Consider the following 15,820-nt stretch of genomic DNA (forward strand, 5'->3'; position numbering starts at 1 on the left):
GAGTGAAACTGCCGTTTGCGTTGTCATGGAGTGACCGGTTCCGTGCGGATGCGGATCCGTCGGAAATACCGGTGCACACCCTGCTGGATGTCGTTCGGATTCCGTCGGCGGAACGCACCACTCCATGGGCGTTGATGGCAAGGCGCTTCGGCTACGCGGCCATGTTGGTGTTGGCCGTGGCGACGGTGGTCTACTTCGACAAAGAGGGGTACACCGAGCCACTGACCTTTATCGACGCCCTGTACTATTCGGCGGTTTCGCTCTCAACGACCGGCTACGGCGATATCACGCCGGTGACGCAAAGCGCGCGCCTGATGAATATCTTGGTCATCACGCCGTGCCGTGTGGCATTCCTGATGCTCTTGGTCGGTACGACGTTGTCGGTGTTGACGGAGGATTCCCGCAAGACGCTACAGATTCAGCAATGGAGGAGAACAGTGCGTAATCACACCATCGTTATCGGCTACGGCACGAAGGGCAGGTCCGCGGTGGATGCGCTGCTCGCGGGCGGTACCGCGCCGGGCAACATCGTTGTTGTTGATGATGACGCCGTGGTGCTGTCGAACGCCGAGAAGCGCGGCCTTGTCACCGTCCACGGCAACGGCACTCGCTCGAGCGTACTGAAGGTCGCGGGTGTGGCGCGTGCGCGCTCAGTTGTGGTGGCGCCGTCCTCGGACGATACCGCGGTGTTGGTCACGCTGTCTGTTCGTGAGTTGGCGCCGAGCGCCATGATCGTTGCCAGCGTCCGTGAGAGTGAGAATCAGCACTTGCTGATGCAGTCGGGCGCGGACTCGGTGGTGGTCTCCTCTGAAACGGCGGGCCGCCTGCTGGGCATTGCGACGGTCACGCCACCTGTGGTGGAGATGATGGAGGACCTGCTCAGCCCGGACGAGGGCTTCGCGGTTGCGGAGCGTCCGATCGCGGACGACGAGGTCGGAGCGAACCCGCGTCACCTCGCCGACATTGTGCTGGGTGTGGTGCGCTCCGGCGAGCTCTACCGCATCGACGCCCCGGAGGCCGAGACGGTTGAGCCCGGCGACCGCCTGCTGTTCGTGCAGATGACGCAGCCGACCCCGCTGACTGAGCGCACGCGCCCGACGGAGTAGGCGGCCTATGAAGCGGTTCATTGCCTTCGATGCCGCCGGCAGGTTTGTGCTTGGAGCTGATGACACGCCCACGCTTTTCGACGCCCACTCCGCCCAACCCCACGCCGAGAACACGGTGCACGTCGGCGACGATGTGTGGGCGGTGCTGGTGAGCGAGGCGCAGCTTGAGGCATTGGGCGAGCGCTTCGGCACCTGCCGCAGTCACGCAAGCGACTACCGTGTTGCACGCGGGTTCGGACTGCTACGCAACCAGCGCCAGCTGCGTTTTGACCCTCGCGACGGCAGCGAAGTCACCTGGGGCGAGGCGGGCATCGTTGCGCGTGGTGCGAGCGGGAAACCGCTGTTTCCTCGCATTGACCCGTCGGTGATCGGGGTGGTGCAGTCGACGGATGGGGAGCGGATTTTGCTGGGGGAGAATGCGCGCCGCCCGGGCTACTTCACGCTGATTGCGGGATACATCGATGTCGGCGAGACCATCGAGGACGCCTTCGCGCGTGAGGTGTGGGAGGAAACAGGACGTCGTGTCGGGGGCGTGCGCTATGTTGGGTCGCAGCCGTGGGCGCTGTCGGGTGCGCTGATGTTGGGGATGGTGGCGTCGACAAGTGATGTTGATGCTGTGGGCCCCTTGGATGGGGAGCTGACGCAGCTGCGCTGGCTGCGCCGCGACGAGCTGGGCACTGTCACGCTGGCGGTGCCGGGGACGATTGCGCGGCGGATGATTGACCAATGGGCTCGAGGAGAGTTCAACGAGAACGGGAGTGGAGCGTAAGTGGCTGTTGACCTGAGTTTGTTGGATGAGGATCAGCGGATCGCGGCGACCGCTCCGCGTGGCCCGGTGTGCATCCTGGCCGGTGCCGGGACGGGTAAGACGCGCACGATTACGTACCGTATCGCGCACATGATTGACCAGGGCACGGTCAGCCCGAACCGGGTACTGGCGGTGACGTTTACGCAGCGCGCGGCGGGAGAGATGCGCGATCGCCTGCGCACGATGGGCATTGGGGGCGTGCAGGCGCGTACGTTCCACTCGGCGGCGATGCGGCAGCTGCGCTATTTCTGGCCGCAGATTGCGGGGGATCTGCCGTGGCGGCTGCTGGACAACAAGTTCCCGCTGGTGGGGCGGGCGGCTCGCGCAGCCGGGTTGGAGTCGGACAAGGAGATGGTCCGCGACCTGCTGGGGGAGATCGAGTGGGCGAAGGCGAGCGTGATCGGCGCGGAGGACTACGTGGACCGCATCGCGGATACGAACCGCACCCCGCCAACGGACCCGAAGAAGGTCGCGGAGGTCTACCGGCTCTACGAGGAAGCGAAGACGAGCCCGCAGGGCATGCTTATCGATTTCGACGACCTCCTCCTGCACGTTGCGGGTGCCTTGGAGAACGCGCCGGCGGTGGCGGAGGAGTTCCGCTCCCAGTATCAGTCCTTCGTGGTTGACGAGTACCAGGACGTGACCCCGCTGCAGCAGCGCGTGCTGGAGGGCTGGCTTGGGCAGCGCGATGACCTGACGGTGGTGGGGGACGCGAACCAGACGATTTACTCCTTTACCGGCGCGACCCCGGACTACCTGCTGAACTTCTCGCGAACCTACGAGCACGGCACGGTGGTGAAGTTGCAGCGCGACTACCGCTCGACGCCCGAAATCACCGAGTTGGCCAACGCGGTCATCTCGCGCGCGACGGGCAGGGCCGCTGGCACCAGGCTTGAGCTGATCGGTATGCGGGAGTCCGGACCGCAGCCGACGTTCCACGCCTACGACGACGAGCCGACGGAGGCCCGCGAGGTCGCCGCGGCGGTACAGCGCCTGATTGATTCCGGGGTACCTGCCAAGGAGATCGCGGTGCTGTACCGGATTAATGCGCAGTCGGCGGCGTTTGAAGCCGCGCTCGCGGACGCGGGTATCGTCTACCAGGTGCGCGGTGGGGAGGGCTTCTTCCAGCGCGGCGAGATCCGCGAGGCGCTGCAGGCGCTCGTCGCGGCAACCAGGCGCCACGACTTGCCGGATGACCCGGTGGTGGTGGCGAAGGCGGCGTTCGCGCCGCTCGGGTTGACGCCGACGGAGCCGGAAGGCGCTCAGGCCCGGGAGCGCTGGCAGGGGCTGCGCGCACTTGTGGACCTCATCGAGGAGATCGTGCATACCAAGGAGGCCTCGAGCCTGGAGGACGTGCTGCGGTCCCTGCGTCAGCGCGCGGAGGCGAAGCAGCCGCCGGCGATTGACGGGGTCACGCTCGCCAGCTTGCACGCGGCGAAGGGCCTGGAGTGGGACGCCGTCTTCCTCGTTGGCCTGGTGGAAAATACGCTGCCGATCTCGCACGCGATCAGGGCGGGCGACGAGAACATCGAGGAGGAGCGCAGGCTCTTCTACGTCGGCGTGACGCGCGCCCGGGAGCACCTGCAGCTGTCGTGGGCGCTGGCCAGGCAGGAGGGCGGCAGGAAGTCGCGGTCGCGCTCGCGTTTCCTGGACGGGCTGGTGCCCGAGCTTGAGGCGGAGGAAACCCCGCAGCGGCTGAAGCAGACCCGCCGGTGCCGGGTGTGCGGCAACGTGCTCTTCGCCCCGGCAGATAAGGCGTTGGGCCGGCACCAGGATTGCGACGCCGACATCGACGAGGACGTCTACCAGGCGCTCAAGCGCTGGCGGCTGAAGACGTCGCGCGCGGCGAAGCAGCCCGCCTACATGGTGTTTTCCGACGCCACCCTGCTCGCCATCGCGGAGACTATGCCGGAGGACGAGCAGGGCCTGCTCGCCGTGTCGGGGGTGGGTCCGGTGAAGGTGGAGCGCTACGGCGCCGAGGTTCTGGAAACGTTGGCGGAGTTCCGCTAGCCGCGACAAACCACCTAGAAGCACAGCGGGCAGTCGGGGTGTGGCTGCAGGTGAAGCGTCTTGAGTGGGGTGCGGTTGAAGGGGTCCACAAGCAGGGTGTCGCCGGTGCGGGGGTCCGGGGCGGATACGCCCGGCGGGTCCGGCAGCTGGCAGATCCGCCTGGTCATGGTTGCTGCGGCGGCCACGCCTGCCTGGATTACGACCGGGTCCGGGTTGCGCACGCCGGCGGGTGCCGCGGCGGCGATCGCTGCCCACTGTGGGTCGCGCTCAAGCAGGTAGTGCTCGCGGCAGATCAGGCATGGGCCTTCCACACCGACGGCGTAGGGGCCGACGAGGACGCGGGTGTCGATCTGCAGCACCGGAATCACGGGGCCGGTGCGGTGCCTGGTGTACGCGGCAAGCGCTCGGGTGCGGTGTGCCTGGTCGACGATGATGAGTGGGAGGGGCGAGGGGGCGTCGAAAAGAAAGCGGGACAGTGGCTGGGTGGGCTCGGGGGAGCGCACGTGGATGCCGCTGGCACGCAGTGTTTCTACCAGCGTGTTCGCAAGCGTTGAGGTGCCGATCAGCAGTACCTCCGGGCGGGAGACTTCGACGAGGACGCGGTAGGCAATGAGGTCCTGGATGAGGCTGCGCGCGGCATCCGCGTCCATGGAAACCGCAAGCCGCCGAACCACCTCGGGGAGTGCCTGCGGGGCCGAAAGCGAGTCGAGCACCGCGGCGACCGCACGGGCGTCGCCGACTTCGATGATGCCGCTGCGTGTGGCGTCGAGCCCGAATTGCAGCGCGTGCGGGCCCCTACTGAGTACCTGTACCCCCATGGCCAGCGCAATGACAGTATCCGACTGGTTACACATGCTTCCCCCTCATGCCCCTTAAGCTGTGTCGGTTGTACAGCATACAATCTTCGGCATGCAAGAGTCGGAGTTTGAGTATCGGGTGATTCGCTCGCCGCGGCGCACGCGCACAGTGCAGGCCCGGCTTATCGACGGCGTCGTGGAAGTACGCATCCCAGCCCGGTTCAGCGAGCGCGAGGAGCGCGAGGCGGTGGCCGAGATGCTGCGAAAGATCCGGAAGAAGACTCGCCACCAGCACGTCAGCGACGCCGACCTTCAGGCGCGCGCGGAGGTGCTCAACGAGCAGGTGCTTGAGGGGCGGGCGAAGGTGGGCTCGATACGGTGGGTGTCGAACCAGACGAAGCGGTGGGGAAGCTGCACCCCGTCAACGGGCACGATTCGGATCAGTGACAGGCTGCAGCACGTGCCGGGCTACGTGCTCGACGCGGTGATCGTGCACGAGCTGACGCACACCTTCATTCCGGGGCACGGCCCGAAGTTCTGGGAGTGGGCAGACAAAGCGCCCCTCGCGGAACGCGCGAAGGGCTACCTTGAGGCCTACCAGCGGTTCGGCGGGGAAGGCTAGTCCTCGTCGTTCTTGCGCAGCTCCTCTTCCAGGCGCGCGAGCTCTTCGTCGAAGTTGTCGTCGGAGGAATCGTCCAGCAGGGTGTCGATGAACGCCGCCGGGTTGGACAGGTGCTCAGGGGCCGGCAGGAAGTCCGGGTGGTCCCAGATCTGGTCGCGGCGGGCCTGGCCCACGGCGGTTTCGACGCGGCGCCACAGCTCGGCGGCCTCGCGGACCTTCGGGGCGCCCAGCTCGATGCCGACGACGTTCGCGAACGCGCGCTCGGCGGAGCCACCCGTTGCGCGGCGACGGTTCCACGCCTCGGCGAGCTGCGGCGTCGACGGGATACGGTCTGCCAGGGAAGCGTCGGTGACAACGTCGACCCAGCCCTCGACGAGCGCGAGCAGCGTCTCCAGGCGGGCAGTGGCGGATGCGTTGCGGGAGGTCACGCGCGGGGAGAGGTCCGCGCCCTCCAACTGCTGCAGCGCCTCCTGGATGGCCTGCGGGTCGCCGCTTTCCAGGTTCAGCCCGCGGGCCATCTCCTCCAGCTGGGAGGTATCGATCTCCAGGCCTGCCGCGTATTCCTCAACGGAGGAGACGAGGCGCTCGACGAGCCACGGCACGTGCTTGAACAGGCGCTGGCGCGCTGCCTCGCGGGCCACGATGTAGACCAGGACCTCCTGGCCGGGGATCTCGAGGCCCTTGGCGGCGGCGGTGACGTTCTTCGGCAAGATGGCCGTGACCCCTGCTGGGGCGACGGGCAGGCCGAAGTCGGAGCCGGTCAGGGCTTGCTCGGCAAGATCGCCGAGGGCGTGGCCGAGCTTGACGCCGAAGTTCATGGCGTTCATCTGCTCCATCATGCCGACCATCGGGCCCATCATCTCGCGGGCCTCGGCAGGCATGGTGTCGCGCTGGGCACGGTTCATCTGCTCCGCAACGGGGTTGACCAGGCGCTTCCACATCGGCATGGTCTCAACCAGCCAGTCGTCTGCGTTCCACGTGCGCGGCTGGGCGTTCGCGGAAGGAAGCGTAGTGGCGTCGTCAAGCCAAAGGTCGGCGAGGCGTACTGACTCCTCAACCGCGGTGCGATCCCCCGCGGAGACCGCAGCCTTGTCGCCGACGTGCTGGCGTGCCATACGCAGTGCCATTTCGAAGTTCACGGACTCGCCCTCTGTGCGGGCGTTCATCGTCGAGCCCATGCCGGACAGCATCTGCCCAAACTGGTTCAAAATTTCGCCCAAGCCACCTTGGCCACCGCCAACGTTGCCCCCGAACCCGAACGCGGCGAACGGGTTGTTCTGCTGGTTGCGACGCTCGTCGTCACCGTTGTCACCGTCGTTGTCGTTGTTGGGGAAGGTAAATCCGAATCCATTGCTCATAGGCACCACCCTACAGTCGTGTGCGCAGGTTGTGTTGGGTGCAAGCGGGAAAATCGCAACGCTGTGGGCGAACATCTAAGATTTGTGGGCGTGATGAACGCCGAGCAAGAACAAGCACAGGCACAGCCGCGCAGCCGCCGCCTCGCCACGATTGTGTGGGGCGCCATCCCCCTTGCGGTGCTGGCCGCGGCGCTGAGCCTCGACCATATTCCTGGCACCGATATCTCCCTGGCCGTGCCGTACGCGGCGCAGGGGCCGGGGCCGACGTTTAACACGCTCGGCGATGTTGAGGGCGTGCCCGTTGTTGAGATCGAGGGCGCGGACTCCGACAAAACGGAGGGCAACCTCAACATGACCACGGTGTCTGTGCGCACCAATATGACGCTGGTGCAGGCGCTGACCCGCTGGATCACCACGGATGACACGATTGTGCCGCTGGAGCAGATCATGCCTCCGAATACGAACCGGGAGGAGATGAAGCAGCGCAACCAGGAGGCATTCGTTGCTTCGGAGTCGGCGGCGACGATCGCCGCGATGAACTACCTTGGCCGGCCGACGACAGTGGTGGTTCACGAGGTGATGGAGGGCAGCGCCGCGAACGGTGCGCTGCAGGCGGCAGACATCATCACGAAGGTCGGGGGGAAGGACGTCTCGCAGCCGCGTCAGGTGCAGCAGATCGTGCGCGAGCACGCCTCCGGCGACCGGCTCAGCGTCGACGTGCTGCGTGACGGCGCGCCGCACACGGAGGAGATCACCCTCGGCGCGAATCCGGAGGATAAGAAGGTGCCCATGTTGGGGATCTTGATGACGTCCGCTCCGGCCGACGGCGTGCAGGTGACCTACAACCTCAACGATGTGGGCGGGCCGAGTGCCGGGATGATGTTCTCGCTGGCGGTGATCGATAAGTTGTCGCCGGGTCTGCTCAACGGCGGGAAGTTCGTGGCCGGAACCGGCACGATTGATGAGTCAGGGGAGGTCGGCCCGATCGGTGGCATCTCCCACAAGATCGCCGGTGCCCGCGACGCAGGCGCCGAGCTTTTCCTCGCGCCCGAGGGCAACTGCGCGGAAGTCATGCGCACGGACAGCGGGGAGATGCAGGTCGCGGCAGTCAAAACGCTTGATGACGCCGTGAAGGCCATGGACGCGTTCGCCCACGGCCAGCCGGTGCGCAGCTGCAGCTAGGACTCAGACTCGGTGGAGGTGGTTGCCTCCGCAGGGGTGGTGGCGCCCTCCGGGCGCTTCGCCAGCCCGAGCTTGTAGATGTGTTCGCGCGGGCCTTCGCGGTCCATGGTGAGCAGCTGCTTCATAATCTGGCCCTTGTCATTATCAATGACGGTCACCACGGCGGAGGACCCAACCGTGGACCAGCCGACCACGAAACGGCCGGTGTCCTCCACGACCTCGCTCGAGCGCAGCTCGGTGAGCACCTGCGTACTCGTGGTGGCGACGGACTCGGACTCCATGAACTGGAACTGGCCCATCTCGGAGCTGCTGCAATCGAACGCGTCCGGGAGGCCGGTCGGGGTGCAGCTGTCTAGCTTTTCGAAGAACTCGGGCGGAGCGAGCGTCGAGAACTGCTTGGCGACCTCAGCAACGCCGTTATCGTCCTTCTTTGTGGTGCTCGTGGTGCTTGTCGACGTCCCCTCCGTCGTAGCCTTCGCGGACTCAGACTCAGACTCCGACGGCGACTCCGTGGTTTCAACGGTGGAGGAGGCTGGTGCCTCCGTCGTGGTCGGTTCCTCCGATGGCTCGTCCTTGCCACCGCACGCGGTGGCTACCACCAGCGCCATCGCCAGCACCGCTGGCGTACCGACGCGCCGACGCCAAACGTTCGAAAATGTAGCCACGTTGTGCTCCTTTAACCTCTTAGGACAGCTCATCAGGGTCTTGTTCCAAACCGTAGCGTAACGCAGCAATAACATTCGGCGCCACGTTAGGCCCACCGCGAAGCTCAATATCATCCTGGGCGAACAGGCCGCGCTCCTCCAGCTCCTCCTCGGTTAGGCGCATCTGCAGCAGCGTCTGCTCGATGCCCTCCTCGCGCAACACACCGGAGAAGAGGCGCGCCGGGCGCGGCGAGGGGTCGTCGCTGCTGGTGTCCCGGAACATGATCTCCTGTGCCAGCACGGCTCCCTCCACCGCGTGTGGCCAGGCGATACGTGCCACGTACTCCGCCAGCTCCTCGGAGCCGGGGCGGATGTTGTCCGGCAGGTTGTCCTGCACGACGAGGGTCAGGGGCGAAGAGGCGTCGTCAACCTCGAGTTGCTCGAGCTCGTCCACAAGCAGGGAGGAGGGCACGAGTGCGAAGAGCGTTGGCCCTTGGTCCCAGCCTTCCGCGTGCACGAACTCGACGGCTTCGGACATGGCCTTATTTAATGCTTGTTGGTTGAGCACGGGAACCCTTCTGTCAGTTCAGGCGTTACACTTTTTAAGGTAGAACCTTAATACGCGTACTAAGACTATTTCGAAGGAGCAGGATTTGGCCACCCGCCTCAGCCAACCACAGCCCCACGCGAAGAAACAGAACTCCGGACTTGCCATCACCATTGGTGTCCTCGGTGTATTGCTGTTTTGCATCCCGATCCTGATCGGTCTCTACACCGATTTTCTTTGGTTCGGGGAGCTTGATTTCCGTGGGGTCTTCAACCGCGTCATCGTGGCGCGAGTGGTGTTGTTTGTTATTTTTGCCGCCGTTGGCGCGCTGATCACCTACCTCGCCGCGTGGCTTGCGTGGCGCGGCCGCACAAAAGAAGCCTTGAGCTTTGAAGCCGTTGTCGGCGACACGCGGACCCAGGTCAACTTGCAGCAGGGCGTTCGCACGCTCTTGGTGTGGGTTCCGGTGGTGATCGCGGTCTTCTCCGGCCTGGCAGGGCAGCGCCTGTGGCGCACGTTCATGCTGTGGTTCAACGGGGAATCCTTCGGCGTGAATGATCCGCAGTTTGGCAAGGACCTCGGGTTCTACGCCTTCGCACTGCCGGGTATCACCGCGATTATCGATGGCCTCTCGCTCCTGCTGCTCGTCGCCTTCATCGTCGGCGCGGTGGGCCACTACCTGCTGGGCGGTATCCGCATCGGCAATAAGGTTAGCGGGGTGCCGGGCCACATTTCGACGTCCGCTCGCGTGCAGCTCGCCGTGACCGCCGGCCTGTGGATGGTGCTCAAGGCAGTCAGCTACTGGCTGGAGCGCTACACCCTCTTGTACTCCCAGAACGACATCTTCACCGGTGCGTCCTACACCACGGTCAACGCCTCGCTGCCAGCCAAGGTGATTCTGACGGTCATCGCGGTGCTCGTCGCAGCGGCGTTCTTCGCGTCCGTTGTATATAAGGACTTCCGCGTTCCAGTGCTGGCTGCAGTGCTGATGCTCGTGTCCTCGCTCGTGGTCGGCGGTGTGTGGCCGGCGCTGCTGGAGCAGTTCTCGGTCAAGCCGAACCGCCAGTCGAAGGAAGCCGAGTACATCGCCCGCAACATTGAGGCCACCCGCTACGCGTTCGGCTTGACCGACGAGCAGGTGAAGTACCAGGACAACTGGGGCGCGGAAAAGGTCTCCAACGATAAGGTTGCGGACGACGCCGCCACGATCAGCAACATTCGCCTGCTGGACCCGGAGATCATTTCCCCGACGTTTACCCAGAACCAGCAGCTGCGTAACTTCTACGGCTTCCCTGATCAGCTGGCGATGGACCGCTACGAGGTTGACGGCAAGATGCGCGACTTTGTCGTCGCGGCCCGCGAGATGGACCCGAACGCGCTGCGCGAAAACCAGCGTGACTGGATCAACCGCCACACCGTGTACACCCACGGCAACGGCTTCATTGCAGCGCAGGCGAACCGCGTTGACGAGGCCGCGCAGGACGCAGGCTCCACCCGTGGTGGCCTGCCAATCTTTACTGTCTCGGACTTGCAGTCCAACGCGATCGCTGCTGAGAAGGACCAGGCGGACGAGCTGGGGATCCAGGTCGACGAGCCCCGCGTCTACTACGGCCCGGTGATCGCCTCTGCGAACGACGGGCTGGACTACGCCATCGTCGGCGATAACGGCCAGGGCCCCGTCGAGTACGACACGGACAGCTCCACCTACACCTACAAGGGCGAAGGTGGCGTCAACATCGGCAATTGGGTCAACCGCATCGCGTACTCTGCGAAGTACCAGGAGCTGAAGTTCCTGCTGTCTGACCGCGTTGGCTCCGAGTCCAAGATTCTCTACGACCGCGACCCACGCGAGCGCGTTGAGAAAGTTGCGCCGTGGCTGACCACGGATTCCAAGACGTACCCAGCCGTGATCGACGGCAAGATCAAGTGGATCGTGGACGGCTACACCACGCTGTCCCAACTGCCGTACGCAACGCGCGAATCCCTGACCGATACGACGCAGGACGCGCTGAACCCGGACGGGACCACGCAGCGCCTGCTGAACAACAACGTCGGCTACATCCGCAACTCCGTCAAGGCGACCGTTGACGCCTACGACGGCACTGTGGACCTCTACGCGTTCGACGAGAACGACCCGGTGCTCAAGGCATGGATGGGCGCGTTCCCAGGCACCGTGCGCCCGGCAAGCGACATCTCCGATTCGCTGCGCGACCACCTGCGCTACCCAGAGGACCTGTTCAAGGTTCAGCGCGAACTGCTGGCCCGCTACCACGTGAACGACCCAGGCGTGTTCTTCAACAACGACGCCTTCTGGTCCGTGCCGAACGACCCGACCGCGCCGGAAGGCCGCAAGGAGCTCAACCAGCCTCCGTACTACGTGGTCGCCGGCGACCCGGAGACCAACCAGCCTTCCTTCCAGCTGATTACGCCGTTCCGTGGCCTGAACCGTGAGTTCCTGTCCGCGCACATGTCCGTGTCCTCCGACCCGGAGAACTACGGCCAGATCACCGTTCGCGTGCTGCCAACCAACACGCAGACCCAGGGCCCGAAGCAGGCGCAGGACGCCCTGATGTCCTCTGATCAGGTGGCGCGCGACCGCACCCTGTGGAAGGGCACCAACGACCTGAAGAACGGTAACCTGCTCACCCTGCCTGTTGGTGGGGGAGAGATCCTCTACGTGGAGCCGATTTACTCGCAGCGCAAGGACCAGGCATCCGCCTTCCCGAAGCTGCTGCGCGTGCTCGTGTTCTACCGCGGCCAGGTTGGCTACGCGCCGACGATCTCCCAGGCACTGAAGCAGGTTGGCATTCACTCTGAGGCCGCCCAGGACATCGACATCGTCGACGACAAGGGCAACACGAAGCCAGCAGAGCAAGCACCAGCCGATGGTGAGAAGGCGGAGACCCCAGCACCAGCAGCTGCCGGTAACAAGGACGAGGCTCTGAGCAACATCAACGACGCGCTGCGCAATCTGGAAGGCGCCCGTGACGGCTCCTTCGAGGAGTACGGCAAGGCGCTCGACGCGCTCGACCGTGCGGTGAAGGAATACCAGAGCATGTAACCCTTCTCGTATAACCACTTGAATCCCCTGCGAACCCGTGAGGAGCGCAGGGGATTTGGTGTTTGAAAGAGGTATGCGTATAGTTATCACTCGTTGCCCGTTAAGGCAGCAGGTGAAAATCAAATATCACCCGACGCGGGGTGGAGCAGCTCGGTAGCTCGCTGGGCTCATAACCCAGAGGTCGTAGGTTCGAATCCTGCCCCCGCTACTAAGATAAGGCCCCTACCAGTGCAAATGCTGGTAGGGGCCTTCTTCATTTTGTGAGCGGATCACCTTTTGGTGCACTAGCTGGTGTACTAGGGTCAAAATCCTGCACCAAACGGAGCTGCGACGCTCCAACGAAGCGGCGCAGGTTTTCGGGGCATTGCTTAGTGATTGCGAGGTCGGCGGCAACGAAGGAACGCCACGGGAGCCGGCAGTTCGGGGGGTCTGCCTATCTCGGGGGTGAGACTGCTCAACCGTGGCGTTCGGGAGAAAGCTTATTGAGGGCGGCAAGTCCGTCAGCGCAGTAGCCAGGACACTCAACGTCTCGCGGCCGACGATCTATCGCGCTCTCAAGCGCATCGAAGCCGACGCTTAGGCACAGGCTGCGTCGCTAGCGCTCGCACCCGGCGAGAAGGCATCAGGCTGCGCTAGCGACGCTCGGCACACATGAGTGCTGCACTGCTGGGATACGCCTGCGATCGGCAGAGCCGGGCCGAATACGGGATTGACCACATACACCCCGTATTCGTGCAAAGGAGCACTGCCATGTCCACCCATTCTCACACGCTTGCATCCCACGGCGAGATTCTCGCGAACCTCCCCGGCATCCTCGGGTTTTACCCGAACAACTCGCTGATCCTCGCGTTCTTCGTCGACGACGAGGGCGTCGACACCGTCCGCCTCGGCCCGGTCGCGCGGTTCGACCTGGACGAAGCTGTTGCAAAGCTCACCGAGAGCCGCGAGCGGTTCGCAGCGTGGGTCCACCACCTCGAACTCGACGCTGTTATCGCGTACATGATCAGCGATGACATTGCGCAGCCGGTCTTCGAGGAGACGGCAACGTATCTCACCAGCGGGGCAGTGCACCTACCGCCGCTGCTCGGGGTGGTGCAGGTGCCTGAGATCGTCACCGGGGCTGCGTGGTGGTCCGTGTATCAGCATCCGCTCATCGACGAGCCGCGCCACGGCGTTGTCGGCGACGTCGCCGCATCGGCGGCGCTGCGGCAGATGCTAGAGCACACCGGCGAGCTGCCGGAGCCGAGCAAAGACGACATCGAGGCACGTTTGAACAGCACCGATCACGGCATCGACGCTACCGAGCACGCCGACATCATCGAAGACGCGCTGGCGTATATCCCGCCCATGTTCTCCGACGTGCTGCAGCGTGAGTACGAGCAGGCAGCGGCGGGGATGACGCAGCCGAGTGCGCGTGCTATCCGATCTGCGCTGAAGTGCTTCACGACACCGCGCTTGCGTGATCCATTGCTTGCTGCGCTGCTTGAGGAGCCACAAGCAGGTCTCAAGTTCGCTGAGCAGGTGATGCGCGCTGTACCGGCTCACTGGCCTGGGATGAGGGCACAGCTTACGGCCACTGTCGCCGTGCTGGCCCAGGCAAACGGCCAGACGGGTCTGGCTGGCGTTGCCGCACACAGGGCCACCGAGATCAGCAGCAAAGAGACGTTCCCGTCGCTGGTGGCGAAGTTAATCGACATTGGCGAGGGCAGTCGTCTCGCAGAAGTGGTTCACGAGGGCGGTGCTCAGGCTCGCGTGCAGTTGTTCGAAAACTAGTACTTCACACCCCGTTGCAGCAGTTGCTGTAGCGGGGTTTTTCTTTTCTACCCACGCCGTGACCAGGGAAGAAGGAAATCTCCACCGAGCAGGGGAGAGGTCTCTAGACAGCAGAGCTGTCTCAAAGAACGGATTGAGAATCAATCCACGACACGGAGGCACGCCATGTACCACTACACCCACGAAGACCTAGAGCTGCTCTACCTCATGTCTGACGGCATGGATGGCGAAGACGCCGATCCGGGTGCCGCACAAGAGCTACGCGACCTGGAAGCAGCAGGGGCACATCTGCCCTGGGCAGTGCTGTAACAGCACTTACAGCAGCAGCAAAGCCGCTGCTCAAACACACAATTGAAAGACAATCACACACTCACTCATATAAGGAGAAATCACAATGTCCAACCCGTTTAACAATGGCACCATCGTTGGCAACGCAGCACGCGAGCCGAAGATCTTTGAGCACGCAAACGGCGGTGCGACGGTGAAGCTCAACGTCTACGCACGTAATACGTTCAAGAACAAGACCACCGGCAAGGTCGAGTCCGAGATTGTCGAACTCACTGGCTACGTGGCTGACGCCAAGAACCTCGGCGTCTTCGGATGCATCGGCGCTGGTGATCGCGTTGCAGTGAGCTACTCGCTGAAGACTGACAACTACACCGATAAGGACGGCAACAAGAACTATCCGCTGGTAGCGCGCATCGACACTGTGCAGCTGATCGACTCCAAGAAGGAGTCTGAGGCACGAGCAGCACGCCGCGAGAACAGCGCAGATAACGCTGCTGCTAATGACTCTGAAGAAGTGCCGTTCTAGTTGCAACAACACCCCGCAGGGAAACCTGCGGGGTTATTTTTTCAGCACAGACCACGCATAACGCCGTCGCCGTCCAGTACGGGAGCGCTGATACTCCTGCTCCAGACGCTCTGTCTCTACACAGTGCATTACATGAGCCATTACATGCGCTGTTTTACTGCACTGTGTACTAGCCATTCCATTACGCACTACGCTGGCGCACTTCAAGTTCATTGAAGCCTTCTCAGACATTAGTGGTTCTCCTTCAAGTGAAGAATGCTTTAACTGGCCCCACCTTACCGGCATTCCTCTCAAACTTGGCCTCTGTTCGCTATGAGCGTTGGGGCACAGCGCCTAAGGCGCATACGGAAGCTGGGTTAACATTTACTCATGTCTGTTTCTGAGCTGTCCACCAGTACCCAGAACTATTTGAAAGCTATCTGGGGGCTAAAGGAATGGTCATCCGAGCCCGTTACCGCCACACTTATAGCGAAACAGCTGGGACTCAAGCTCTCCTCGGTCTCCGATGCAGTGCGCAAAATGTCGAAGCAAGGGCTCGTGTCACACACGCCCTATGGCTCTGTGGAGTTAACCGAACTTGGCAGGCAGTACGCATTGGTCATGGTGCGCCGCCACCGATTGCTTGAGTCTTTTTTGGTTCAAGCATTGGATTATACGTGGGACGAGGTCCATGATGAAGCCGAAAATCTTGAACACGCGGTGTCTGACATGCTCATAGAGCGCGTGGATAAGTTCCTCAATTACCCCACTAGGGATCCACACGGCGACCCTATCCCTACGGTTGATGGACAGGTCACTATCCCCAGTGCGCACCGTCTCACCGACAGCGGCGCACAACCGCAGGTGACCGTGGAACGCATTTCTGATTCCGACCCACAACTGCTGGCCTTCCTCAAAGAGCAAGGCATCGTCATTGGGGCTGTTCTTACCACGCGCGAAGGAACGCCCTTTTCAGAATCGCTCGAAGTACAGGTAGCCGACAGTACTCAGTGGGTAGTACTTGGGCGCCCAGCTACGGACGCAGTGTTTGTAGCACACCACAGCCTGTAGTCTTTCCCTTTCTCATTAATCCTGTCCCTACCTGCCCTTTTAAAAACT

Annotated in this window: 15 protein-coding genes and 1 tRNA gene; 12 read left to right on the forward strand and 4 right to left on the reverse strand. The window is 63.4% G+C overall.

The features are described 5' to 3' along the window. The first annotated feature begins 8 nt into the window (after window positions 1-8). From KBX13_RS08280 to KBX13_RS08290, 3 genes are read left to right on the forward strand one after another with little or no spacing between them, the layout of a single operon-like run. Window positions 9-1,106, forward strand: a complete 1,098-nt coding sequence (locus KBX13_RS08280) for a TrkA family potassium uptake protein (RefSeq protein ID WP_176754828.1) — start codon at window positions 9-11, stop codon at window positions 1,104-1,106. 7 nt (window positions 1,107-1,113) lie between these two features. Next, entirely contained in the window at window positions 1,114-1,875 is a 762-nt protein-coding gene (locus KBX13_RS08285) for an NAD(+) diphosphatase (protein ID WP_256021677.1), read from the forward strand. Next, window positions 1,876-3,924 carry an ATP-dependent DNA helicase UvrD2 gene (locus tag KBX13_RS08290; RefSeq protein WP_256021678.1) on the forward strand — a complete coding sequence of 683 codons (2,049 nt, stop codon included), beginning with the start codon at window positions 1,876-1,878 and terminating at the stop codon, window positions 3,922-3,924. Between the two features lie 14 nt (window positions 3,925-3,938). On the opposite strand, the gene KBX13_RS08295 is transcribed toward KBX13_RS08290, so the two are convergent. Beyond that, entirely contained in the window at window positions 3,939-4,778 is an 840-nt protein-coding gene (locus tag KBX13_RS08295; protein WP_256021680.1) for a hypothetical protein, read from the reverse strand. A gap of 55 nt (window positions 4,779-4,833) precedes the next feature. Between KBX13_RS08295 and KBX13_RS08300 the strand changes: the two genes are divergently transcribed. Further along, entirely contained in the window at window positions 4,834-5,343 is a 510-nt protein-coding gene (locus KBX13_RS08300) for a M48 family metallopeptidase (protein WP_256001005.1), read from the forward strand. Here KBX13_RS08300 and KBX13_RS08305 read toward each other — a convergent pair. Next, window positions 5,340-6,701 (reverse strand): zinc-dependent metalloprotease, encoded by a 1,362-nt coding sequence (locus tag KBX13_RS08305; protein WP_256021682.1) that lies wholly within the window; start codon window positions 6,699-6,701, stop codon window positions 5,340-5,342. The two genes, KBX13_RS08300 and KBX13_RS08305, sit on opposite strands and share 4 nt — an antisense overlap. A gap of 93 nt (window positions 6,702-6,794) precedes the next feature. Between KBX13_RS08305 and KBX13_RS08310 the strand changes: the two genes are divergently transcribed. Further along, window positions 6,795-7,883 carry a PDZ domain-containing protein gene (locus KBX13_RS08310; RefSeq protein ID WP_256021746.1) on the forward strand — a complete coding sequence of 363 codons (1,089 nt, stop codon included), beginning with the start codon at window positions 6,795-6,797 and terminating at the stop codon, window positions 7,881-7,883. Here KBX13_RS08310 and KBX13_RS08315 read toward each other — a convergent pair. Both KBX13_RS08315 and KBX13_RS08320 read right to left on the reverse strand, forming a co-directional pair. After that, window positions 7,880-8,548 (reverse strand): hypothetical protein, encoded by a 669-nt coding sequence (locus tag KBX13_RS08315; RefSeq protein ID WP_256008566.1) that lies wholly within the window; start codon window positions 8,546-8,548, stop codon window positions 7,880-7,882. The two genes, KBX13_RS08310 and KBX13_RS08315, sit on opposite strands and share 4 nt — an antisense overlap. Window positions 8,549-8,567: 19 nt before the next feature. Next, window positions 8,568-9,065 carry a PPA1309 family protein gene (locus KBX13_RS08320; RefSeq protein ID WP_256001015.1) on the reverse strand — a complete coding sequence of 166 codons (498 nt, stop codon included), beginning with the start codon at window positions 9,063-9,065 and terminating at the stop codon, window positions 8,568-8,570. 175 nt (window positions 9,066-9,240) lie between these two features. On the opposite strand from KBX13_RS08320, the gene KBX13_RS08325 reads away from it, so the two are divergent. The 7 genes from KBX13_RS08325 to KBX13_RS11475 all read left to right on the forward strand — a co-directional run bounded on the left by KBX13_RS08325 (window position 9,241) and on the right by KBX13_RS11475 (window position 15,772). Further along, the gene (locus KBX13_RS08325) at window positions 9,241-12,135 is read left to right on the forward strand and encodes a UPF0182 family protein (RefSeq protein ID WP_370687328.1); all 2,895 of its coding nucleotides are present in this window, start codon (window positions 9,241-9,243) and stop codon (window positions 12,133-12,135) included. A 134-nt stretch (window positions 12,136-12,269) separates the two neighbouring features. Continuing rightward, window positions 12,270-12,343 (forward strand) — tRNA-Met (locus KBX13_RS08330). A gap of 252 nt (window positions 12,344-12,595) precedes the next feature. After that, window positions 12,596-12,715, forward strand: coding sequence for a helix-turn-helix domain-containing protein (locus KBX13_RS08335; RefSeq protein ID WP_083583987.1), 120 nt, complete (start codon window positions 12,596-12,598; stop codon window positions 12,713-12,715). Window positions 12,716-12,885: 170 nt separating this feature from the next. Beyond that, on the forward strand, window positions 12,886-13,908 hold the full coding sequence (locus KBX13_RS08340) for a DUF4192 domain-containing protein (protein ID WP_256021686.1): 1,023 nt from the start codon (window positions 12,886-12,888) through the stop codon (window positions 13,906-13,908). A gap of 165 nt (window positions 13,909-14,073) precedes the next feature. Beyond that, window positions 14,074-14,217, forward strand: a complete 144-nt coding sequence (locus tag KBX13_RS08345; RefSeq protein ID WP_165482993.1) for a hypothetical protein — start codon at window positions 14,074-14,076, stop codon at window positions 14,215-14,217. 85 nt (window positions 14,218-14,302) lie between these two features. After that, window positions 14,303-14,722 (forward strand): single-stranded DNA-binding protein, encoded by a 420-nt coding sequence (locus KBX13_RS08350; protein WP_256021687.1) that lies wholly within the window; start codon window positions 14,303-14,305, stop codon window positions 14,720-14,722. Between the two features lie 369 nt (window positions 14,723-15,091). Further along, entirely contained in the window at window positions 15,092-15,772 is a 681-nt protein-coding gene (locus KBX13_RS11475; protein ID WP_022862719.1) for a metal-dependent transcriptional regulator, read from the forward strand. Window positions 15,773-15,820 lie beyond the last annotated feature (48 nt).

The organism is Corynebacterium sp. CCUG 51687, assembly GCF_024453995.1.
GTDB lineage: Bacteria > Actinomycetota > Actinomycetes > Mycobacteriales > Mycobacteriaceae > Corynebacterium > Corynebacterium pseudogenitalium.

Coding starts and splice junctions, on each gene's coding strand:
- KBX13_RS08310 (WP_256021746.1), top strand. CDS start 6,795: ATGAACGCCGAGCAAGAACAAGCACAGGCACAGCCGCGCAGCCGCCGC.
- KBX13_RS08305 (WP_256021682.1), bottom strand. CDS start 6,701: ATGAGCAATGGATTCGGATTTACCTTCCCCAACAACGACAACGACGGT.
- KBX13_RS08350 (WP_256021687.1), top strand. CDS start 14,303: ATGTCCAACCCGTTTAACAATGGCACCATCGTTGGCAACGCAGCACGC.
- KBX13_RS08345 (WP_165482993.1), top strand. CDS start 14,074: ATGTACCACTACACCCACGAAGACCTAGAGCTGCTCTACCTCATGTCT.
- KBX13_RS08340 (WP_256021686.1), top strand. CDS start 12,886: ATGTCCACCCATTCTCACACGCTTGCATCCCACGGCGAGATTCTCGCG.
- KBX13_RS08320 (WP_256001015.1), bottom strand. CDS start 9,065: ATGTCCGAAGCCGTCGAGTTCGTGCACGCGGAAGGCTGGGACCAAGGG.
- KBX13_RS08285 (WP_256021677.1), top strand. CDS start 1,114: ATGAAGCGGTTCATTGCCTTCGATGCCGCCGGCAGGTTTGTGCTTGGA.
- KBX13_RS08295 (WP_256021680.1), bottom strand. CDS start 4,778: ATGTGTAACCAGTCGGATACTGTCATTGCGCTGGCCATGGGGGTACAG.
- KBX13_RS11475 (WP_022862719.1), top strand. CDS start 15,092: ATGTCTGTTTCTGAGCTGTCCACCAGTACCCAGAACTATTTGAAAGCT.
- KBX13_RS08300 (WP_256001005.1), top strand. CDS start 4,834: ATGCAAGAGTCGGAGTTTGAGTATCGGGTGATTCGCTCGCCGCGGCGC.